Genomic DNA, 21,068 nt, shown 5'->3' on the forward strand with positions numbered 1-21,068 from the left:
GCAAGCGGAAGGGGAGCGCAGACTGCGGCGTGCGGATACCCCCTCATGCCGCGTCCCCCAGCAGGACGAAGCTGTCCTTGGTGCCGCCGCCCTGGCTGGAGTTCACCACCAGCGATCCCTCGCGCAGCGCCACGCGGGTAAGCCCGCCGGGGACGACGCGCACCTTGTCGCTGCCGGTCAGCACGAAGGGCCGGAAGTCGACATGCCGCGGGGCCAGGCCCTTCTCGGTCAGCGTCGGTACTGTGGACAGCGCGAGTGTCGGCTGCGCGATGTAGCGGTGGGGCTCGGCGATCAGCGCGGCGCGGAAGGTCTCGATCTGCTCGCTCGTGGCCGTCGGCCCGACCAGCATGCCATAGCCGCCCGAGCCGTCGACCAGCTTCACCACCAACTCGGGCAGATGCTCGAGCACGTACTTCAGCGCCTGCGGCTCGCGGCAGCGCCAGGTCTCGACATTGGGCAGCTTGGCCTCGCCGCCCGAATAGAAGCGGACGATCTCGGGCATGTAGCTGTAGATCGCCTTGTCGTCGGCGATGCCGTTGCCGGGCGCGTTGAGCAGCGCGACATTGCCGGCGCGGTACGCGGCGATCAGCCCGGGCACGCCGAGCAGCGAGTCCGGGCGGAAGACCAGCGGATCGAGGAAGTCGTCGTCGATGCGGCGATAGATCACGTCGACCCGCACGCTGCCGGCGATCGTCTCCATATAGACCACGTCGTCGTCGACCACGAGGTCGGCGGCCTCGACCAGTTCGACCCCCATCGAATCGGCGAGGAAGCTGTGCTCGTAATAGGCGGAGTTGAAATGCCCCGGCGTCAGCACGACGCAAACCGGCCGCGCGCGGCCGAGCGGCGCCACCGAGCGCATCGTCTCCAGCAGCATGTCGGGATAGCTGTCGACGGGCGCCACGCGGAAATCGCGGAACAGCTCGGGGCAGAGCCGGATCATCGCCTCGCGATTCTCCAGCATATAGGAGACACCCGAGGGCGTGCGGGCATTGTCTTCCAGCACGTAGAATTCGTCGGCGCCGGTGCGAACCAGGTCGATGCCGCAGATATGCGCCCACACCCCGTGCGGCGGGCGGATGCCGGCGACTTCGGGGCGGAACTGCTCGTTGTGCAGGATCAGCTCGGGGGGGAGGATCCCCTCGTCGAGGATGCGGCGGGCGCCGTAAATGTCTTCCAGGAAGGCGTTGATCGCCTCCACCCGCTGGACCAGGCCCTCGCTCAGCTTCTGCCATTCGCGCTGCAGGAACATGCGCGGCACGATGTCGAAGGGGATGATGCGCTCGGCGGCGTCGCTGTCGCCATAGACGGCGAAGGTGATACCCAGCTGGCGGAAGGCGGCCTCGGCGGAGTGCTGGCGGCGTTGCAGCTCTTCGGGGGGCGTGTCCGCGATCCATTGCGACAGCGCGATGAACGCCTCGCGCGGCGCCTCCGGACCGCCATGCCCCCAAATCTCGTCGAACGCCCCCAGTGATCCCATCGAAGCTCCCAAACGCCCGCGTGACCGATTGGCTGCATGCTGCAATGCTTCGTTGCGGCGCACAAGCGGCGAATGTGCACGTTTGCGCATCGGCGTATTTTTAAGGAGCGGCGTGGCAAGGTGCGGGCATGTCGCTCTTCTTGCTCGCGCTCGCCGCCGCCGCGCCGTTCACCATCGCCGAGACGGGGCTGGGCTATCCGACGCTCGCCGCGGCGGTGGCGGCAGTGCGCGATGGCACCGCGACGATCCTGATCGCGCCCGGCACCTATCACGAGTGCGTGGTGCAGGCCGCCGGCCGGATCACCTACAAGGCGGTGCGGCCCGGCACCGCGATCTTCGAGCGCGTGGTGTGCGAGGACAAGGCGGCGTTCGTGCTGCGCGGGCGCGGATCGGCGGTGGAGGGCGTGGTCTTCCGCAAGTTCCGCGTGCGCGACGGCAACGGCGCCGGCATCCGCATCGAGATGGGCGACCTGACCGTCACGCGCTCCATCTTCCTTGACAGCCAGGAGGGCATCCTTGGCGGCGGGCACCCGACGGTGCGCAGCATCACCATCGACCGGTCGAGCTTCGCCGGGCTCGGCCAGTGCGACGAATCGCCGAACTGTTCGCATTCGGTCTATCTGTCCGTCGACGGGCTGGTGACGATCACCCATAGCCGCTTCGAGCGCGGCACCGGCGGCCATTACGTCAAGCTGCGCGCGCGCCGCGTGGCGATCACCGGCAACAGCTTCGACGACAGTGCGGGGCGCAAGACCAACTACATGGTCGACCTGTCCGAGGGCGGCACGGGCACGATCGCGCAGAACATGTTCGTGCAGGGGCGGGACAAGGAGAATCGCTCGGGTCTGATCGTGGTCGCGGCGGAAGCGCGGACCTATCCGACCGACGGGCTGCGGGTGGAGGGCAACACCGCCGGCCTGGCGCCGGGGGCGCCGGTGGATCCGGCCTTCGTCGCGGATCTGTCCGGCGGGCGGATCATGGTGGCGAACAACCGGCTGACGGGCATGCGCGCGTTCGAGAAGCGCTGACCTTCCCGCTTGGGGCCCCCTCCCGCAAGCGGGAGGGGGATTGGAGGGAGGTTATTTGCAGCTGTCCGCCACCCCAGCATCGATATCCAAACAGCGCCCGTCAATCTCCACCGGCACCGGCACCTTGATCAGCGCGGCTAGCGTCGGCGCGATGTCGACCGTCTCCACCGACAGCGGCTGTTCGAAGCCGGTCATCCCCTTGCGCCAGAACAGGATCGGCACGCGACGGTCATAGTCCCAGAAGCTGCCATGCGTCGCGACATAGCCGCCCACCGGATCGAGGATCGGCGTGACCCGCGGCTTCAGCGCGACGATCAGGTCACCCGAACGCTGCGGATCATAGGAAGCCCGGGCGCGCTCCAGCAGGCTCCAGGTCTCGGGCGGGGTGTGCGCGATCGGCGTCGCCTCGATCTGGGCGCGGGTGAACACCGCCTGCACCTGCGGGTTCGCCGTGTAGAGCTTCACCGCATCGGCCAGCACCGCGGCGCGCTTGGCCTGCGGCACCGACGGCGTGACGTACACATCGCCGCCCGGGCCGCCGACCAGCACCGGGCCGGTCAGCCCCAGCTTGCCCGCGAGCGTGCGGCTGATGCTGGTGGTTGTCACCTCGGGGGTCACGCGCTGCTCGGTCGGCGCGGCATGTTCGCGGTGACGCTCGGGCAGGTCGTGGCCGCCATGGTCGGCGGTCAGCACCACCTGATAGTCCACCTTGGTGCGATCGAGCGCCTCGAACAGGCGGCCCAGTGTCTGGTCGAGCGAGAGCAGCTGCAGGCACATCTCGCTGCCTTCGGTGCCATAGCTGTGGCCGACATAATCGGTGGCCGAGGCGCCCAGAATCAGCAGATCGGTATGGCCCTGCTGGCCGAGCTTCATGTCGGTGGCGAGCTTGGCACCGAGCGCCAGTACCGCATCGTCGAGCTCGGGCGAGGCGCGGAACGCCTTGGCGTCGCCTGCCGCGCGGGCGAAGCGGCCGTCGCCGACGGTCTTGTTGCCGCCGACCGGAATGGCGCGGCTGCGCGGGCGGCAGAAGGCCGGGAGGTCGAGCGCAGGCTGCGCCTCGGCGACCCGCGCAGTGGTCGCGGCGTTGATCCGGGTGACGGCGTCGGGGGCGGTGCGGCCGGCGTACGAAACGAACGCCTTGCCGTCCCACCACCAGAGCTCGTCGACCTTGTGGCCGCCCATCATCACCGCGGCGCGGTCCTTGCCCGCGACCGAGACGACGCGCGATTGGGGATCGGCCTGCTTCATCCACTCGCCCAGCGTCGGCACCTTCAGATGCTTGTCGGAGACGGTGTAGTGGTTCGAGTCCGTGCCGGGTACGGTCTCGTCCTCGGCGCAATAGACGGTCTTGTCGGCGCGCGGCGCGGCGAAGTCCGTCCAGTCATTGGCGATGATGCCGGTGCGCGACGGATGGTCGCCGGTCAGGATGGTCGAGTGGCCCGGGCAGGTCTCGGTCGCGGCGTGGCTCTGATAGCCGGCCGGGAACACCGCGCCGGTCATCAACCGGGCGAAGCCGCCGGTGAACTGCGCGCGATATTCGGCGAACAGGTCGGCGGAGAACTGGTCGACCGAGATCACCACCACCAGCTTGGGCGGCGTGGCCGGAGCGGCAGGCGCAGGCGCGCTCTGCTGCGCGAGGGCGGGGGTGGTGGCCAGCGCGAGGGCGGCGGGTGGGGCAAGCAATTTCATTCGGGGCCGGCTCCGGGCACGGGGGGACGTTGGTACACCCAGCTATTGTCGAACGCGGCGAACTGGGCAAGGACGGCGCCATGGCCCAGCTTCGTTTCGCTTTGATGTCGCTCCTGCTGCTCCTCGCGTCGGGCATGCCCGCGATGGCACAGGGGTTCGCCAAGGGCCCCCACGTTCGCAGCGAGCTGGTGGCCGAGACGGCGACCCCGAAGCCGGGCAGCGACGTGACGCTGGCGCTGGTTTCGACCCCCGATCCGAAATGGCATGCCTATTGGCAGAACCCCGGCGATGCCGGGCTTCCCGCCGAGGCGCACTGGACGCTGCCCGCCGGCGCCACGGCCGATGCGTTCCGCTATCCGGTGCCGCAGCGGCTGCTGATCGCCGGGCTGATGAACTATGTCTACGAAGGCACCTTCGTCCGGCTGACGACGCTGCACATCCCCGCCGACGCCACGGGCGTGCTGCCGGTGAAGCTCAAGCTCGACTACCTCGTGTGCACCGATACGCTGTGCGTGCCCGAAAAGGCCGAGCTGGAGACCAGCCTGACGATCGGCGACGGCACGATCGATCCGGCCGTGCGGGCGAAGTTCGACGGCTGGCGGGCCCAGCTGCCCAAGCCGCTGAACACGCCGGCGACCTTCCAGGCCGAGGGCGGCACGCTGCGGATCGCGGTCCCTTATCCGGCGGGTGCGGCGGCGAAGGACGCGTATTTCTACCCACTGACCGCCAACGCAGTCGACTATGCCGCGCCGCAGGCCGTCACCCGCGACGGCGACCGGCTGGTGCTCGAAACCAAGTCCCGCACCGCGCCCGCCGCGTTGAACGGCGTGCTGGCGATCGACGGGCAGGGGCTGATCGTGACCGCCAAGCCCGGCGTGGTACCGTTGGCCAAGCCCGCCGCGACGCTGTGGCTCGCGGCGATCGGCGCCTTCTTCGCGGCGATGCTCGGCGGGCTGATCCTCAACGTGATGCCCTGCGTCTTCCCGATCCTCAGCCTCAAGGCGCTGAGCCTCGCCAAGGCCAACAACGATGCCGGCAGCCCGCGCGTCGAGGCGCTCGCCTATACCGCCGGCGTGGTGGCGGTGTGCCTCGCCCTGGGCGGGCTGCTGCTCGGGCTGCGGGCGGCGGGGGCGACGGTAGGCTGGGCGTTCCAGCTGCAGGACCCGCGCGTCATCCTCGTGCTGCTGCTGCTGGTCGCCGCGATCGCCTTCAATCTTGCCGGGCTGTTCGAGATTACCACCCCGGCCGTGGTCAACCGCGCGGCGAGCAAGGGGCATGGCGGCGCCTTCGCCACCGGCGCGCTGGCGGCGTTCATCGCCACGCCGTGCACCGGGCCGTTCATGGCCTCGGCCTTGGGGGCGGCGCTGGTGCTGCCGTGGTTCGCGGGGCTGGCGATCTTCGGCGGGCTGGGGCTGGGCATCGCGCTGCCCTTCCTGTTGCTCGGCTTCGTCCCCGCGCTTCGCCGCAGGCTGCCCAAGCCCGGCGCCTGGATGGCGACGATGCGGCACATCCTCTCCATCCCGATGTTCCTCACCGCGCTGGCGCTCGCCTGGGTGCTGGGCAAGCAGGCCGGGGTGGACGGCATGACCATCGGGCTGGCGGCGACGCTGCTCGCCACGCTCGGCCTGTGGTGGGCGGGTGCCCGGCAGGCGAAGGGCCGCAGCCATGCCTGGCTGCCGGCGCTGCCGCTGGTGCTGTTCGCGCTCGGCGGCGTCGCGCTGGTCCATCCGATCGCGGCGGGCGCGCCGGCGGCGATGGCTGGGGCCGAGCCGTTCAGCGAAGCCCGGCTCGCCGAGCTGCGGGCGCAGGGGCGGCCGGTCTTCGCCTATTTCACCGCCGACTGGTGCCTGACCTGCAAGGTCAACGAGAAGGCGGTCGTCGAGACCGCCGCGGTCGAGCAGGCCTTGGCCGACGGCAAGGTCGCGGTGCTGGTCGGCGACTGGACCAATGGCGACGCGACGCTCGGCCGCTTCATCGAGGCGCACAACCGGGCGGGCGTGCCGCTCTACCTCTGGTACAAGCCGGGGCAGGATGCGCCTGAGGTGCTGCCGCAGGTGCTGACCCAGGACCTGCTGGCCAGCCGGGCGAAGGGCGGGTGAACCCTTCCCGACTTCCGTCATCCCGGCGGAAGGCGGGATCCAGTCGCCTTTACGTCCCGGAAAGAGGTGTGACGTAGACCCCAATGGATCCCGGCTTTCGCCGGGATGACGCTGGTGGGGAGCGATCACCCCCCCCTCACCGCAGTGTCTTGATGATCCCGGAAAAGTCGAGCCCGGCGCCTTCGCCCGCGACAAACGCGGCGTAGAGCTGCTCGGCGCGTTCGCCCATCGGGACCTGCGCGCCGACGCTGGCGGCGGCTTCCAGCGCCAGCTTGAGGTCCTTGAGCATCAGCGGGGCGGCGAACCCGCCCTGATAGTCGCGATCCGCCGGCGTTTCGGGACCGACACCCGGCACCGGGCAATAGCTCGTCATCGACCAGCTCTGGCCTGACGAGACCGAGGCGATGTCGAAGAATCGCTGCTCATCCAGCCCCAATTTCTCGGCGAGCGCGAAAGCCTCGCAGGTCGCGACCATCGTCGCGCCGAGGATCATGTTGTTGCAGATCTTCGCTGCCTGGCCCGCGCCGCTGGCACCGGCATGGATCACCGCCTTGCCCATGTCCTCGAGAAACGGCTCGGCGCGCGCGAACGCCGCCACGGCGCCGCCGACCATGAAGGTGAGCGTGCCGGCAGTCGCCGCGGCGATCCCGCCCGACACCGGCGCATCGACCGCCAGCAGCCCGCGCTGGGTCGCGGCTTCGGCGACGCGGCGGGCGGTGGCGACGTCGATGGTCGAGCAGTCGATCAGGATCGCGCCCGCCTCGGCATGGTCGAGCAGCGTCTCGGTATAGAGCGCCTCGACATGGCGACCGGCGGGCAGCATCGTGACGATCGCCTCGGCGCCGGCGATCGCTTCGGCAGCGTTGGCGGCGGGCAGGCAGCCGGCCTTCTTCGCGCGCTCCAAGGCTTCCGGCGACAGGTCGAAGGCGCGGACGTCGTGGCCGGCCTTGGCGAGGTTCGCCGCCATGCCGCCGCCCATGTTGCCGAGGCCGATAAATGCTACGCGTGCCATTCAGGTACTCCCCTCCCGCTTGGCGGAGGGGCTGGGGGTGGGCGCTCCCTCTCCACAAGCGATGGTGTCGCGGATGCCGGGGGCCCACCCCCCGGCCCCCTCCCGCACGCGGGAGGGGGAGTGGTTCAGTGCCTCAACGCCCCGTCCAGTTCCCCGGACGCTTCTCGACGAATGCGGTCATGCCTTCCTTCTGGTCCTCGGTGCCGAACAGCGCGTGGAACAGGCGGCGCTCGAAGTGCACGCCCTGCGCCAGGCTCGTCTCGAACGCGGCGTTGACCATTTCCTTGTTGGCCTTCACCGCCAGCGGCGGCATCGCGGCGATGGTCGCGGCGGTCTGCACCGCTTCCTCGACCAGCTCGGCGGCGGGCAGGATGCGGCTGACCAGCCCGGCGCGCTCGGCCTCGGCGGCGTCCATCATCCGGCCGGTGAGGCACATTTCCATCGCCTTGGCCTTGCCGACGGCCCGCGTCAGCCGCTGCGAGCCGCCCATCCCCGGCGAGACGCCCAGCTTGATCTCGGGCTGGCCGAACTTGGCGGTGTCCGCGGCGAGGATGAAGTCGCACATCATCGCCACCTCGCAGCCGCCGCCCAGCGCATAGCCCGACACGGCGGCGATGATCGGCTTGCGGGTGCGGGTGAAGGCATCCCAGCCGGCGAAGAAGTCATGGCCATACATGTCGGCGAAGCCCTGTGCCTGCATCTCCTTGATGTCGGCGCCGGCGGCGAAGGCCTTTTCGCTGCCGGTGAGCACCGCGCAGCCCTGGGACGGATCGGCATCGAAGGCACGCATCACGTCGAGCAGTTCGCTGAGTACCTGGCTGTTGAGCGCGTTGAGTGCCTTGGGCCGGTTGAGCGTGATCAGCGTCACCGCGCCGCGCTGCTCGACGAGGAGGGTTTCATAGGAAGACATGGTGTTCTCCGTTCAGGGCGCCCAGGCCTGCGCGGGCGGCAGGGGGGCGAAGATGGCATCGATCGCGGCGCTGTCCACCGCTTCCGGGGTGGAAGGTGCCCAGTGCGGGGCATTGTCCTTGTCGACGATCACCGCGCGCACGCCCTCGGCGAAATCGGGCAGGCGGCAGACGCGGGTCGCGACGGCAAATTCCTGGACCATCTCGGCGGCGAAATCGGGCATCTCACGGCCTTCGCGGACGATCCGCAGCGAGACCTTGCAGGCCTGGGGCGACTTGGTGCGCAGCGTGGCGAGGGTGGCCATGGCCCACTCGCTGTCCTCGGCTTCGAGCGCGGCGAAGATCTCCTCCACGCTGTCGCCCGCGAACAGCCGGTCGATGTCCGCATAGTGCGCGAGGATCCTGGCGATGGGGGCCTCGATCGACAGGTCGTTGAGGATCGCCAGCGCCTTGTCCGGCGCGGTGGTGATCTGCGCCTTGGCGGAGGCCAGCGCCTCGGCGGGGAGGTAGTGGCTGGCGAGGCCGAGCGCGAGGCATTCGGCGCCGTCGAGCCGGTGGCCGGTCAGTGCCAGATACTCGCCCATCCGCCCGGGCAGGCGCGACAGATACCAGCCGCCGCCCACGTCCGGGAAGAGGCCGATGCCGGTCTCGGGCATGGCGAATTTGGTGTTCTCGGTCGCGACCCGGAACCGCGCCGGCTGCGAGATGCCGACGCCGCCGCCCATCACGATGCCGTCCGCGAAGGCGATGATCGGCTTGGGATAGGTGAACAGCCGGTGGTTGAGCCGGTATTCGGTGCGGAAGAAGTCCGCCGCTTCGGTGCCGTCGCCTGCGCCGCTGGTAGCGATCATGCGGATGTCGCCGCCGGCGCAGAAGCCGCGGCCCTCGGCATGGTCGAGCAGGACGATGTGGACGGAATCGTCCCGTTCCCACGCATCGAGCGCGTCGAGCATCGCCTGGCACATCGCAGTGTTGAGCGCGTGGAGGGCCTTGGGGCGGTTGAGGCGCAGGCGCGCGACGGGACCTTCGATGGCGGTGAGGATGTCCACTTAAAATCCTCCCCGGCACGGGGAGGGGGACCATGCGCAGAATGGTGGGGGGGGAGCACAGCAAGGGAGTCCGATGTGGCGGCCCCCCTCCACCACGCGGCGCGCGCGGCTCGCGTCGCGAGCCGGCTCCGCGGCTGCGATGTGCCGCAGGTACATCGCTGTTCGCCGCTTCACCCCCCTCCCCGTGCCGAGGAGGAAGGGGGGCTGGCGAAAGTTCCGAAAGTTCCGGGAAAGCGACATCAACCCGGCTTCCTCCCTGGTCCGCACGCGGGACATCTGCGAACAAAGCATAAACGCGGTGCTGTAGGAAAGCATTTTCCGTCTCAGTCCTTCAGCAGATCGCGGCCGACGATCATCCGCATCACCTGGTTGGTGCCTTCCAGGATCGAATGCACGCGCAGGTCGCGCCAGAAGCGCTCGATCGGATAATCCATGAGATAGCCATAGCCGCCGTGCAGCTGCAGCGCGCGATCGACCACCGCCGAGCCGGTGTCGGTCGCCAGCCGCTTGGCCATCGCGGCGAAGCGGGTCCTGTCGGGCGTGCCCGCGGTCACCTTGGCGGCGGCGAGGTAGAGCAAAGCGCGGGCAGCCTCCAGCTCGGTCGCCATGTCGGCGAGGGTGAACTGGGTGTTCTGGAAATCGGCGATCGCCTTGCCGAACTGGCGGCGCTCCTGCGTGTAGCGCACCGCCTCGTCGAGGCAGCGCTGCGCCCCGCCCAGCGAGCAGGCGCCGATGTTGAGCCGGCCGCCGTCCAGCCCCATCATCGCGATGCGGAAGCCTTCGCCTTCGCTGCCGATCAGGTTCTCGACCGGTACCCGGACATTGTCGAGGATCACCTGTGCGGTCGGCTGCGAATGCCAGCCGAGCTTGCGTTCCTGCGCGCCGAAGCTGACGCCGGGCATGTCCTTCTCGATCACCAGCGCGGAGATGCCCTTGGGGCCGTCCTCGCCGGTGCGGACCATGGTGACGTAGAGGTCGTTCGCGCCGCCCCCCGAGATGAACTGTTTGGTGCCGCTGACGACATAATGATCGCCGTCCCGCACCGCGCGGGTCTTGAGCGCGGCGGCGTCCGATCCCGAGCCGGGTTCGGTGAGGCAGTAGCTGGCCAGCTTGTCCATGGTGACCAGGCTGGGGAGATACTTGTCCTTCACGGCCTGCGCGCCGAACCGGTCGATCATCCAGGCGGCCATGTTGTGGATCGAGATGAACGCGCTGGTCGACGGACAGCCATAGGCCATCGCCTCGAAGATCAGCGCGGACTCGAGCCGGCCGAGGCCGATGCCGCCCGATTCCTCCGAGACGTAGATCGCCGCGAAGCCGAGCTCGGCGGCGGCGCGAATCGTGTCGCGGGGGAAGATGTGCTTCTCGTCCCACTCGGCGGCGTGCGGGGTGATCGCGTCGGCGGTGAACTTCTGCGCCATCTCCTGGATCTGGCGCTGGTCGTCGGTGAGGTCGAACTGATGGGTCATGATGCCTGTTGTCTCAAGCTGTCATCCCGACGAAAGTCGGGATCCATTGGGGTCGCCGGCTGGGCTATTGCGAATACGGAGTGGCGAATGGATCCCGGCTTCCGCCGGGATGACGGTGGAGGGGTAGGGTGGACAAAGTGCCCTGCGTCTACATGCTGGCGAGCGGGCGGCATGGGACGCTCTACACGGGCCTCACGTCGGACCTGATGGGGCGGATCCATCAGCACCGTAGCGGCACGGTCCCTGGCTTCACCAAGCGCAACAACGTCAAGCGGCTGGTCTGGTACGAAGTCGGCGGTGACATGGCAGCGGCGATCAAGCGCGAAAAGCAGCTCAAGGAATGGAAGCGCGACTGGAAAATCGTGCTGATCGAGAAGGAAAATCCCTTTTGGGAGGACCTTGCGATCAGCCTCGGCTTCCCGCCGCTGGACGCACCAGCCCCCTAAGCCGTCATCTTCTCTTCCGTCATCCCGACGAAAGTCGGGATCCATTCGCCACTTGGCCGGGGCTGGGGCCGCGACGGTGACCCCAATGGATCCCGGCTTTCGCCGGGATGACAGAAGAAGGGGGAGGTACGCCCGCACCCCCATCACCCCATGGTCGGAATGACGAAGGCATTGGCCGCGTCGCCCACGCCGCCGTCGGGCCAGCGTTGGGTGACGGTCTTCACCTTGGTCCAGAACCGCACCCCTTCCATGCCATGCTGGTTGACATCGCCGAACGCCGAGCGCTTCCAGCCGCCGAAGCTGTGATACGCCACCGGCACCGGGATCGGCACGTTGATGCCGACCATGCCGACATTCACCCGCGCCGCGAACTCGCGCGCGGCATGGCCGTTGCGGGTGAAGATGGCGACGCCGTTGCCGTACTGGTGCTCGCTCGGCAGGCGCAGCGCGGTCTCGAAATCGGGGGCGCGGACGATCTGGAGGACCGGGCCGAAGATCTCTTCCTGATAGCTCTTCATCGCCGGGGTGACGCGGTCGAACAGCGACGGGCCGATGAAGAAGCCCTGTTCATGCCCCTGCAGCTGGAAGCCGCGGCCGTCGACCACCAGCTCGGCACCTTCATCGACGCCGGTCTGGATCCAGCCTTCCACGCGGGCCTTGTGCGCGGCGTTGACCACCGGGCCGTACTGCGCCTCGGCATCGGTGGAGACGCCGACCCGCAGCGCCTCGATTGCCGGGATCAGCTTTTCGCGCAGGGCATCGGCGGTCTTGTCGCCGACCGGCACCACCACGGGGAGCGCCATGCAGCGCTCGCCCGCCGAGCCGAACGCCGCGCCGGAGAGGTCGGCGACGACCTGGTCGAGATCGGCGTCGGGCATGACGATGCCGTGGTTCTTGGCGCCGCCCATCGCCTGGACGCGCTTCCCCGCCTCGACGCCGCGGCGATAGACATAATGCGCGATGTCGGACGAACCGACGAAGCTCACCGCGGAGATCGCGGGATGATCGAGGATCGCGTCGACCATCTCCTTGTCGCCCTGCACCACCTGGAGGATGCCCTCGGGCGCGCCGGCCTCGAGCATCAGCTCGGCGAGGCGGACGGGCACCGACGGGTCGCGCTCGGACGGCTTCAATAGGAAGGCGTTGCCGCAGGCGATCGCCACCCCGAACATCCACATCGGGATCATCGCCGGGAAGTTGAACGGGGTGATGCCCGCGCCGATGCCGAGCGGCATCCGCATCGAATAGACGTCGATGCCGGGGCCCGCGCCCTGCGTATACTCGCCCTTGAGCGCGTGGGGGATGCCGCAGGCGAACTCGATCACCTCGAGCCCGCGCTGGATGTCGCCCTTGGCGTCGGCGATCACCTTGCCGTGCTCGGACGAGAGCAGGTGGGCGAGCGCGTCCATGTTCGCCTCGACCAGCTCCTTGAAGCGGAACATCACGCGGGCGCGGCGCTGCGGGTTGGTCGCGGCCCAGCCGGGCTGGGCGGCCTGCGCGGCGGCGACCGCGCGCTCCAGATCGGCGGCGGTGCCGAGCGCCACCTGCGCCTGCACCGCGCCGCTGTTGGGGTCGAAAACGTCCGACCGGCGGCCCGCGCCGCCGCCGGAATGGCCGACGATCACATGATCGATAACACGCATCACACTCTCCTGCGGATCGGCTGGACGCCGACTCATGCCTTGTAATTAAGTTGCGCAATGACACAGCGCGCTCGGCGTGTCACCCCGGGCGTTCGGGAGGGGATACACACCCCAAGGTCGTCATCCCGGCGGAAGCCGGGATCCATTTGGCAGGACGGTTCGGCGCCTTCCCCGGCCTAGAGGCAACTGGATCCCGGCTTTCGCCGGGATGACAGGCAGGCGTCGTGAAGCCATTTCCGGCCAACACGCTTTGGTGTAGTACGCCGCTGCAACACGCACAGGAGAGACTGAAATGCCGCCAATGAGCCCCTGGTCGCACGCGCGCCGCGAAGGCTATGCCGACGACATCGATTTCGAGATCAAGGGCCAGGAGCTGCAGTTCGTCGAGATCGAGCTCGATCCCGGCGAGAGCGCGGTGGCCGAGGCGGGCGCGATGGTGTGGAAGGACGCGCCGATCGTGATGCAGACCGTGTTCGGCGACGGCAGCAACCAGGGCGGCGGCTTCATGGACAAGCTGCTCGGTGCGGGGAAGCGGCTGGTCACCGGCGAGGGGCTGTTCACTACCGTCTTCACCCATCAGGGCAGCGGCAAGGCGCGCGTCGCCTTCGCCTCGCCCGTGCCGGGCGCGATCGTGCCGCTGCGGCTGGCCGATATCGGCGGGACTTTGATCTGCCAGAAGGACGCCTTCCTCGCCGCTGCCAAGGGCGTGCAGATGGGGATCGCCTTCCAGCGCCGGGTGATGACCGGGCTGTTCGGCGGCGAGGGCTTCATCATGCAGCGGCTCGACGGCGACGGCTGGGTGTTCGTCCAGATGGGCGGCGCCATCGTCGAGCGCGAGCTGGCGCCCGGCGAGGAACTCCATGTCGATACCGGCTGCCTCGCCGCGCTGACCCCGTCGGTGGACTTCGACCTGGTCTCGGTCGGCGGCGTGCGCAGCATGGTGTTCGGCGGCGAGGGCGTGTTCTTCGCGCGGCTGCGCGGGCCCGGCAAGGTGTGGATCCAGTCGCTGCCCTTCGCGCGGCTCGCCGGGCGGATGATGGCGGCGGCGATGGGCGGCGGGCAGAATCGCGGCGAGGGTTCGGTGCTGGGCGGCTTGGGCGATTTGATCGGTGGCAATCGCTGATTTGACGGGCGCGGCGCGCGGCACGCCGGTGCTCGCCACCGCGCGGCTGCGCCTGCGGCCGCGCACCGTGGACGATGCCGAGGCGCTGTTCCCCAGCCTGTCCGACCCCGAGCTGATGACCTGGTGGAGCCACGCGCCCCACGAGACCGTCGAACAGACCCGCGCCAGCCTGTCGCGCGGCGACCCGGCCTGGCGTGTCTGGGCGATCACGCTTGCCGGGGACGATACCGCGATCGGCTATGTCGCGGTGGGCGAGAAGCGGGCGGCGGTCAGCGAGATCGGCTATCTGCTCGCCCGGCCGCATTGGGGGCGGGGGATCGCGGAGGAGGCGATCGGCGCGGTGCTCGACCAGCTCTTCCTCGCTGAAAGCCAGCGGCGGGTTTTTGCGGACACGGACCCGGACAATGTGTATTCGCGCCGGCTGCTCGAACGGCTGGGCTTCCGGCTGGAGGGGGTGCTGCGCGCCGAATGGGAGACCCATATCGGCATCCGCGACACCACGCTCTACGGGCTGCTGAAGGAAGACTGGACATGCCGACCCCGCCGAACCTGAACGATCCTGCCGAGCGCGCCGCCTACAAGGCCGAGCTGCGGCAAGTCGCGCGGCCGCTGCGGATGGGCGCGGTGTGGCTGGCGGTGCTCGGCGCGCTGCTCGCGGCGCTGCGGGCCAAGGTTTGGCCGATGCCGATCGCGGTGCCCGCGGCGGTGCTGGGCGTGGCGTTCTTCCTGATGGTGCTCGGCATCACCGTGCGGGTGAAATACCACCAGCGGCGGATGCGCGGCGAGCTGTAGGGCTCAGGGCGCCGCCGCGAGCTCGGCGGCCTTGCCGACGAGCCCGGCGAAGCGACCCTGTTCGACATCCTGCGCGGTGTCGTTCCAGCTGGCGGAGAGGACGTACCAGCCGCCGTCCTTGCCCTGCAGCAGCAGGGTCATCGCCATGACGCCCGGCTCGGAGCCGCCCTTGTAGCCCACATAGCCCCATTTGGCAGCGGCAAGCGGCGGAATGCCGGGGTTCTTCGACAGCACGGCGCGGGCATCGGCGCCCCTGGGTCCTTCGGTGTTGCGGCGGATCCAGTCCATTACCCGGACGAGATCGGCCGGGGTCTCGAACCATTCCAGCGTGTCGATCGACAGCGGCTTGCCCGCCGAGAAGAGGCCGACATCGACCTTGCTGAGCGGTGTCGCCGCCACCTCGCCCGCCAGCAGGGCGCGACGACCGGCCTCGTCGGCGACGAGGTAGCGGTCGCGCAGGGCCGGGATGGTCTTCAGCTTGAAAACCTCCGCGGTGCCGAGGAAGGGCCGGTTGCGGGCAGGATCGGCGATGCCGAGGACCGGCAGCATTGCTTCCACCTTCTCGCGCCCCAGCGTCTTGAGCAGGATGTCGGTCGCGCTGTTATCGCTGATCGAGATCATCTGCGTGGCAAGTTCGCGCAGCGTTACCTTGGTTCCCGCCGGCTTGGCGGTGTACCCGCCGCCGGGCAGCGCGCTGCCGTCCAGCGTGACCAGGTCGTCCCAGCGGCGCTCGCCGCCATTGGTCGCGCGGATCAGCTCGGCGAGGATCACCAGCTTGAATTCCGAGCCGATCGCGAAGGCCTGATCGGCATTGTGCTGCCGGAGCAGCTGCGGCCTGCCGTCGCCCAGCCTGGCCAGCACATAGCCCGTGCGGCCGTGCAGTCCCTTCAGCGTTGCCTCTACCGCGTCGAGCGTTGCTTCGCGCGCAGTCAGGCCCTGCACCAGCAGGCCGGTGATGCGGTGGTCGCCGGCTGGATCGACGTCGATCGCCACGGTGGCGATCGCATCGCGATATTCGACCGTCAGCGTACCGCTCCACGGCGTCTTCGCCTCCAGCTTCTGCAGGTCGGAATAAGGCCCGGCCGCGGCCGCGATCTGTTGGAGCACCGCATCGAACTTGGCCTTCGGCACCTGTGCGCGGAAGGCGTCGGCGAAGGCGGCGTCATAGTCGCCCTTGCCCTGCAACAGATCGGGCAGCTGGTTGACCCGATCGCGGAATTCCTTGGCCGCCTGCACGGGTGCGGCGGCGGGAGCAGGGGACGTGGTCTGCGCCAGACCGGGCGTGGCGCAGGCAAGCAGCGGCGCAAGAAAGGCGATGGCACGCATCGAAAACATCTCCCCTGTGTTGGGGGAGTAATACACGCCGGCCCGCTGCGCGCAAGCCTGGGTTGGGCTCAGGCGTCGATCACCTCTTCATCCAGACGCGCCGCATTCTCCTGGATGAAGGCAAAGCGGTGGGCCGGGTTGTTGCCCATCAGCCGGTCGACCAGGTCCTTCACCCCGGCACGCTCCTCATATTCCTGCGGCAGCGTCACGCGCAGCATGCCGCGCGTCTTGGGATCCATGGTGGTTTCCTTGAGCTGGTTCGGGTTCATCTCGCCCAGGCCCTTGAACCGGCTGACTTCCACCTTCTTGCCCTTGAACGCGGTCTTCTCGATCTCGATGCGGTGCGCGTCGTCGCGCGCGTAGAGGCTCTTCGAGCCCACCGTCAGGCGGTAGAGCGGCGGCTGGGCGAGGTAGAGATGCCCCTTGCGCACCAGGTCCGGCATTTCCTGGAAGAAGAAGGTCATCAGCAGCGTCGCGATATGCGCGCCGTCGACGTCCGCGTCGGTCATGATGATGATGCGTTCGTAGCGCAGCTGGGTCGCGTCGCAGTCCTTGCGGGTGCCGCAGCCCAGCGCCTGGATCAGGTCGGCGATTTCCTGGTTGGCGAGGATCTTGGCCGAGGTGGCGCTGGCGACGTTGAGGATCTTGCCGCGGATCGGCAGGATCGCCTGGGTCTTGCGGTCGCGCGCCTGCTTGGCCGAGCCGCCGGCCGAATCGCCCTCGACGATGAACAGCTCGGTGCCCTCGGGGCTGTCTGCCGAACAGTCGGTCAGCTTGCCCGGCAGGCGCAGCTTGCGGCCGCTCGTCGCCGACTTGCGCTTGACCTCGCGCTCCTGCTTGCGGCGCAGGCGATCGTCCATCCGCTCGAGCACATAGCCGAGCAGCGCCTTGCCGCGCTCCATATTGTCGGTGAGGAAATGGTCGAAATGGTCGCGCACCGCCTTTTCGACGAGCGCGGTCGCCTCTGGGCTGGTCAGCCGGTCCTTGGTCTGGCTCTGGAACTGCGGCTCGCGGATGAACACCGAGAGCATCACTTCGGAGCCGGTCACCACGTCGTCCGGGTTGAGGTCCTTGGCCTTCTTGTTGCCGACCAGATCGGCGAAGCTGCGGAGACTCCGCACCAAGGCCTGGCGCAGGCCCTGTTCATGCGTGCCGCCGTCGGGCGTCGGGATGGTGTTGCAGTACCAGCTATAGCTACCGTCGCTCCACAGCGGCCAGGCGACCGCCCATTCGACGCGGCCCTGCGAATCGGGGAATTCCTGGGTGCCCGCGAAGAAATCGGCGGTGGCACATTCGCGGCTGCCGACCTGTTCCTTCAGGTGATCGGCAAGACCGCCCGGGAACTGGAACACCGCCTCGGCCGGCGTATCGTCGGTGATCAGCGACGGATCGCACTTCCAGCGGATCTCGACGCCGGCGAACAGATAGGCCTTGGAGCGGGCGAGCTTGTACAGCCGCGCCGGCTTGAACAGCATCTCGCCGAAGATCTCGGGGTCGGGGGTGAAGGCGACGCTGGTGCCGCGCCGGTTGGGGGTGCCGCCGATCTTCTCCAGCGGGCCCAGCGTCTGGCCCTGGCTGAAGCGCTGGCGGTAGAGCTGCTTGTCGCGCGCGACCTCGACCACCGTGTCCACCGACAGCGCGTTGACCACCGAGATGCCGACGCCGTGCAGGCCGCCCGAGGTGGCATAGGCCTTGCCCGAGAATTTGCCGCCTGAGTGGAGCATCGAGAGAATCACCTCGAGCGCCGACTTGTCGGGGAAGCGCGGGTGCGGGTCGACCGGCATGCCGCGGCCATTGTCGACGATGGTGATGCGGTTGGGCGCGGCGAGCGTCACCTCGATGCGGTTGGCGTGCCCCGCGACCGCTTCGTCCATCGCATTGTCGAGGATTTCGGCGGCGAGATGGTGGAGCGCGCGCTCGTCGGTGCCGCCGATATACATGCCCGGGCGGCGCCGGACCGGCTCCAGGCCTTCGAGCACCTCGATCGACGAGGCGTCATAGGTGCCGGCGGGGACGGAGGGCGCAGCGAAGAGGTCTTCGGACATGCGGAACGTATAGGGGGTGCCGGGGGGCTCGCGCAAGCTGGCGGCGGCTGCGGTAAGCGGCCCGGTCGATTTCTGTGACCGCGTCTTTCCGTTTCACCTTCGCATCATCGCGGCTGCATAGTTCTGATCGGGCGATGCGGAGCGCAGGGCGCGCCGCCGCCGACCAGAAAAGGGAGTTTCCTTCATGCTTCGATCCACCCGGAGCGGCGCGGCGATGGCCGCGTTGCTCGGCGGCGCCCTCGTGCCCGCCGCAGCCGCCGCCCAGACCGAGACCCAGGTTTCCAGCCGCATGACCACCGGCCCCGCCCCGGTGAGCGCCAAGGCCGACACCCCGATCCAGGCCGAGACCGGCGCCGTCCCGGTGATGACCCGCGACAATGGCGCGCCGATCGGCGACAACCGCAACTCCAAGGCGGCGGGCGATCTGGGCCCGGTGCTGCTCGAGGATTCGCACCTGATCGAGAAGCTGGCCCGCTTCGATCGCGAGCGCACGCCCGAACGCGTCGTCCACGCCCGCGGCACCGGCGCGCACGGCGTGTTCCGCGCGACCGCCGACATTTCCGATCTCACCAAGGCGTCGCTGTTCCAGCCGGGCAAGGAAACCCCGGTGTTCGTCCGCTTCTCCAGCGTGATCCACGGCAAGGACAGCCCCGAATGGCTGCGCGATCCGCGCGGCTTCGCGACCAAATTCTACACCGATCAGGGCAATTGGGACCTGGTGGGCAACAACCTGCCGATCTTCTTCATCCGCGACGCGATGCAGTTCCCGGACATGGTGCACTCGCTGAAGCCGGATCCCGTCACCAACCGGCAGGACCCGAACCGCTTCTTCGACTTTTTCTCGGCCACGCCCGAATCGACCAACATGCTGACCCAGCTCTATTCCAACCTGGGCACGCCGGCCTCGTACCGGACGATGGACGGCAACGGCGTCCATGCCTTCAAGCTGGTCAACGCCAGGGGCGAGACGGTGTTCGCCAAGTTCCGCTGGATCAGCCGCCAGGGCGTCCGCACCCTCACCGCCGCGCAGGCGGGTGCGCAGGCGTTCGATTATCAGACCCATGATCTCTACACCGAGATCGCCAAGGGCAATTACCCGAGCTGGGATCTGATGGTGCAGGTGATGCGCGCCGAGGATTTCGCCAAGCTCGACTACAACCCGTTCGACGACACCAAGGAATGGCTGGGCGTGCCGTTCCGCAAGATCGGCGAGATGACGCTGAACAAGGTGCCGGACAATTTCTTCGAGTGGACCGAGCAATCCGCCTTCGCGCCGTCGAACATGGTGCCGGGGATCGAGGCGTCGCCCGATCGCATGCTGCAGGGGCGGCTGTTCAGCTATGCCGATACCCAGCGCTACCGGATCGGCGCCAACGCGCTGGCGCTGCCGGTCAACCGGCCGCGGGTGGCGGTGGTCAACAACAGCCAGGACGGCCAGCTGAATGCCTCCGGCCGCAGCGCGCGGGTGAACTATTTCCCCGCCGCGCTGGCGCCGAAGACCACCCCGGCCAAGGCGACCGCCTCGACCTATATGGTGGATGCAACGGTCGTCGCCCGGCCCATCGCCAAGACCAACAACTTCGCCCAGGCCGGAATCTTCTACCGCGCGCTGCCGGCGGCCGAGAAAGCCGATCTGATCAAGAACCTGTCCGGCGATCTGGGCAAGGTCGTGTCGCCGCGTACGCGGACGATCATGGTCAGCTATTTCTACCAGGCCGACAAGGACTATGGCACGCGGCTCGCCAAGGCGGTGAACGTGCCGATGGCCGAAGTGGAGAAGGCCGCGGCCGAGTATCGCGCGGCGAATCCCGAGCAGCCGGCCGCGAACTGAGATCCCCCTCGACCCGGGCCGGCGCCTAGCTACCGGCCCGGGCTTCCGCACGATCGGAGCATGTGATGCGTACCCTGTTGTTGTTGCTGGCCGGGGCCATGCTGGCCCCGGCGCCGATGGCCGCTGCCCAGACGGCGGCCGCCGAGCTGCCGTCGCCGGAGCGTCGACAGACGCTGCTGTTCGAGGCGGCGCGTGGCGGCCGGGCCGATCTGGTGCCCGGGTTGGTCCGGCTGGGTGCCGACCCTAATGCCCGCGACTCCCGCGGTTTCACGCCCGCGATCCTTGCCGCCTATAACGGCCAGGCGGCGGCGCTGGAGGCGCTGATCGCGGCGGGTGCCGATCCCTGCCTGGCCGACGGCGGCCAAGGGAACACTGCGCAAATGGGGGTGGCGTTCAAGGGCGACGACGCCATCGCCGCGCGGCTGCTCAAGGCGGGCTGCGACGTCAATGCCCGCAACAAGGCCGGCCAGACCGCGCTGATGATGGCGGCGTTGTTCGGGCGGACGCAGCAGGTGGAGATGCTGCTGGCGGCGGGTGCCGATCCCGCGATCGCCGATGCGACTGGCCGCACCGCGGCCAGCGTCGCGGCGGGGCAGGGCAATAGCGCGCTGGCGACGCGGCTGGCGCCACGCTGAGCGTCGGCGGATCGCCAAAGCAAAAGGGGTGCGTACCGGCCGGTGCGCACCCCTTGTCGTATCGATGCGGCGTTCGCCTCAGCGCGGGCGGGGCGTGCCGCCGAAGGGCATGGTCGGAGCCGGGCGACGGTCGCGGCGGGGGAGCTGTGCCTGATAGGCGTGACCGCAATGTTCGACGCAATAGGGGAAGCCCGGGTTCACCTTCTCGCCGCAGAAGTGGAAGTCGGGCTCGCCGGGGTGGCCGAGCGGCCATTTGCAGATCTTGTCGTTCAAGTCGAGCAGCGTCGTCTTGCCCGCGATCGCCTCGCTGGGCTTGGCGGGGACGAGGCGGCGCGGCGGGGCGGGGGTGCTCGGCGGGGCCTGCTCGCCCGGATTCTGGCGGATGAAGCCGCCCGGGCCGACCGAGCGGAGCACCGGCTGCGGCGCGCGCGGTGCTGCGGGCTCGGCCGCCTCGGAGCCGCTGTCGAAATCGGCATCGTCGACGGGCAGTCAC

At 68.9% G+C, this 21,068-nt stretch carries 17 protein-coding genes and 1 pseudogene; 8 read left to right on the top strand and 10 right to left on the bottom strand.

Annotation, left to right across the window (positions count from 1 at the left end; all coding sequences use genetic code 11):
- Positions 1-43 precede the first annotated feature (43 nt).
- Positions 44-1,480 (bottom strand): circularly permuted type 2 ATP-grasp protein, encoded by a 1,437-nt coding sequence (locus CA234_RS12890; RefSeq protein WP_126001874.1) that lies wholly within the window; start codon positions 1,478-1,480, stop codon positions 44-46.
- A 128-nt stretch (positions 1,481-1,608) separates the two neighbouring features.
- Between CA234_RS12890 and CA234_RS12895 the strand changes: the two genes are divergently transcribed.
- On the top strand, positions 1,609-2,508 hold the full coding sequence (locus tag CA234_RS12895; protein ID WP_125975736.1) for a right-handed parallel beta-helix repeat-containing protein: 900 nt from the start codon (positions 1,609-1,611) through the stop codon (positions 2,506-2,508).
- A gap of 51 nt (positions 2,509-2,559) precedes the next feature.
- Here the strand turns inward: CA234_RS12895 and CA234_RS12905 are convergent, their stop codons facing one another.
- Positions 2,560-4,197: an alkaline phosphatase family protein gene (locus tag CA234_RS12905; RefSeq protein WP_126001875.1), complete on the bottom strand. Its 1,638-nt coding sequence runs from the start codon at positions 4,195-4,197 to the stop codon at positions 2,560-2,562.
- Between the two features lie 80 nt (positions 4,198-4,277).
- Between CA234_RS12905 and CA234_RS12910 the strand changes: the two genes are divergently transcribed.
- Positions 4,278-6,296, top strand: coding sequence for a thioredoxin family protein (locus CA234_RS12910; RefSeq protein WP_126001876.1), 2,019 nt, complete (start codon positions 4,278-4,280; stop codon positions 6,294-6,296).
- A gap of 136 nt (positions 6,297-6,432) precedes the next feature.
- Here CA234_RS12910 and mmsB read toward each other — a convergent pair whose 3' ends face one another.
- The 4 genes from mmsB to CA234_RS12930 form a co-directional block, all read right to left on the bottom strand.
- Positions 6,433-7,308, bottom strand: coding sequence for a 3-hydroxyisobutyrate dehydrogenase (gene mmsB, locus CA234_RS12915; RefSeq protein WP_126001877.1), 876 nt, complete (start codon positions 7,306-7,308; stop codon positions 6,433-6,435).
- 133 nt (positions 7,309-7,441) lie between these two features.
- A complete protein-coding gene (locus CA234_RS12920; RefSeq protein WP_126001878.1) occupies positions 7,442-8,218 on the bottom strand; it encodes an enoyl-CoA hydratase in 777 nt (258 codons plus the stop codon).
- Between the two features lie 12 nt (positions 8,219-8,230).
- On the bottom strand, positions 8,231-9,265 hold the full coding sequence (locus CA234_RS12925) for an enoyl-CoA hydratase/isomerase family protein (protein WP_126001879.1): 1,035 nt from the start codon (positions 9,263-9,265) through the stop codon (positions 8,231-8,233).
- A 323-nt stretch (positions 9,266-9,588) separates the two neighbouring features.
- Positions 9,589-10,734, bottom strand: coding sequence for an acyl-CoA dehydrogenase family protein (locus tag CA234_RS12930; protein ID WP_125975749.1), 1,146 nt, complete (start codon positions 10,732-10,734; stop codon positions 9,589-9,591).
- 128 nt (positions 10,735-10,862) lie between these two features.
- On the opposite strand from CA234_RS12930, the gene CA234_RS12935 reads away from it, so the two are divergent.
- Positions 10,863-11,180 carry a GIY-YIG nuclease family protein gene (locus CA234_RS12935; RefSeq protein WP_241213486.1) on the top strand — a complete coding sequence of 106 codons (318 nt, stop codon included), beginning with the start codon at positions 10,863-10,865 and terminating at the stop codon, positions 11,178-11,180.
- Positions 11,181-11,323: 143 nt separating this feature from the next.
- On the opposite strand, the gene CA234_RS12940 is transcribed toward CA234_RS12935, so the two are convergent.
- Positions 11,324-12,823, bottom strand: coding sequence for a CoA-acylating methylmalonate-semialdehyde dehydrogenase (locus tag CA234_RS12940; protein WP_126001880.1), 1,500 nt, complete (start codon positions 12,821-12,823; stop codon positions 11,324-11,326).
- A gap of 292 nt (positions 12,824-13,115) precedes the next feature.
- Between CA234_RS12940 and CA234_RS12945 the strand changes: the two genes are divergently transcribed.
- Genes CA234_RS12945 through CA234_RS12955 form a run of 3 tightly spaced genes read left to right on the top strand, consistent with a single transcriptional unit; the run spans position 13,116 to position 14,738 of the window.
- Positions 13,116-13,946 (top strand): TIGR00266 family protein, encoded by an 831-nt coding sequence (locus CA234_RS12945; protein WP_125975753.1) that lies wholly within the window; start codon positions 13,116-13,118, stop codon positions 13,944-13,946.
- Positions 13,933-14,499 (top strand): GNAT family protein, encoded by a 567-nt coding sequence (locus CA234_RS12950; RefSeq protein WP_126001881.1) that lies wholly within the window; start codon positions 13,933-13,935, stop codon positions 14,497-14,499. Before CA234_RS12945 ends, CA234_RS12950 begins: the two co-directional genes overlap by 14 nt.
- Positions 14,478-14,738: a hypothetical protein gene (locus tag CA234_RS12955; protein ID WP_125975757.1), complete on the top strand. Its 261-nt coding sequence runs from the start codon at positions 14,478-14,480 to the stop codon at positions 14,736-14,738. The genes CA234_RS12950 and CA234_RS12955 overlap by 22 nt, the downstream gene beginning before the upstream one ends.
- Positions 14,739-14,741: 3 nt before the next feature.
- Here CA234_RS12955 and CA234_RS12960 read toward each other — a convergent pair whose 3' ends face one another.
- Both CA234_RS12960 and parE read right to left on the bottom strand, forming a co-directional pair.
- A complete protein-coding gene (locus tag CA234_RS12960) occupies positions 14,742-16,064 on the bottom strand; it encodes a serine hydrolase (RefSeq protein WP_126001882.1) in 1,323 nt (440 codons plus the stop codon).
- Between the two features lie 68 nt (positions 16,065-16,132).
- Positions 16,133-18,109 carry a DNA topoisomerase IV subunit B gene (gene parE / locus CA234_RS12965; RefSeq protein ID WP_125975761.1) on the bottom strand — a complete coding sequence of 659 codons (1,977 nt, stop codon included), beginning with the start codon at positions 18,107-18,109 and terminating at the stop codon, positions 16,133-16,135.
- A gap of 214 nt (positions 18,110-18,323) precedes the next feature.
- Between parE and CA234_RS12970 the strand changes: the two genes are divergently transcribed.
- Both CA234_RS12970 and CA234_RS12975 read left to right on the top strand, forming a co-directional pair.
- On the top strand, positions 18,324-19,940 hold the full coding sequence (locus tag CA234_RS12970; RefSeq protein WP_126001887.1) for a catalase: 1,617 nt from the start codon (positions 18,324-18,326) through the stop codon (positions 19,938-19,940).
- A 65-nt stretch (positions 19,941-20,005) separates the two neighbouring features.
- Positions 20,006-20,575: an ankyrin repeat domain-containing protein gene (locus CA234_RS12975; protein ID WP_126001883.1), complete on the top strand. Its 570-nt coding sequence runs from the start codon at positions 20,006-20,008 to the stop codon at positions 20,573-20,575.
- A 78-nt stretch (positions 20,576-20,653) separates the two neighbouring features.
- On the opposite strand, the pseudogene CA234_RS12980 reads toward CA234_RS12975, so the two are convergent.
- Positions 20,654-20,998: pseudogene (locus CA234_RS12980) on the bottom strand (GcrA family cell cycle regulator); the annotation flags it as partial.
- Between the last annotated feature and the right edge of the window lie 70 nt (positions 20,999-21,068).

This window comes from Sphingomonas sp. ABOLE (assembly GCF_003950455.1).
Lineage (GTDB): Bacteria > Pseudomonadota > Alphaproteobacteria > Sphingomonadales > Sphingomonadaceae > Sphingomonas > Sphingomonas trueperi.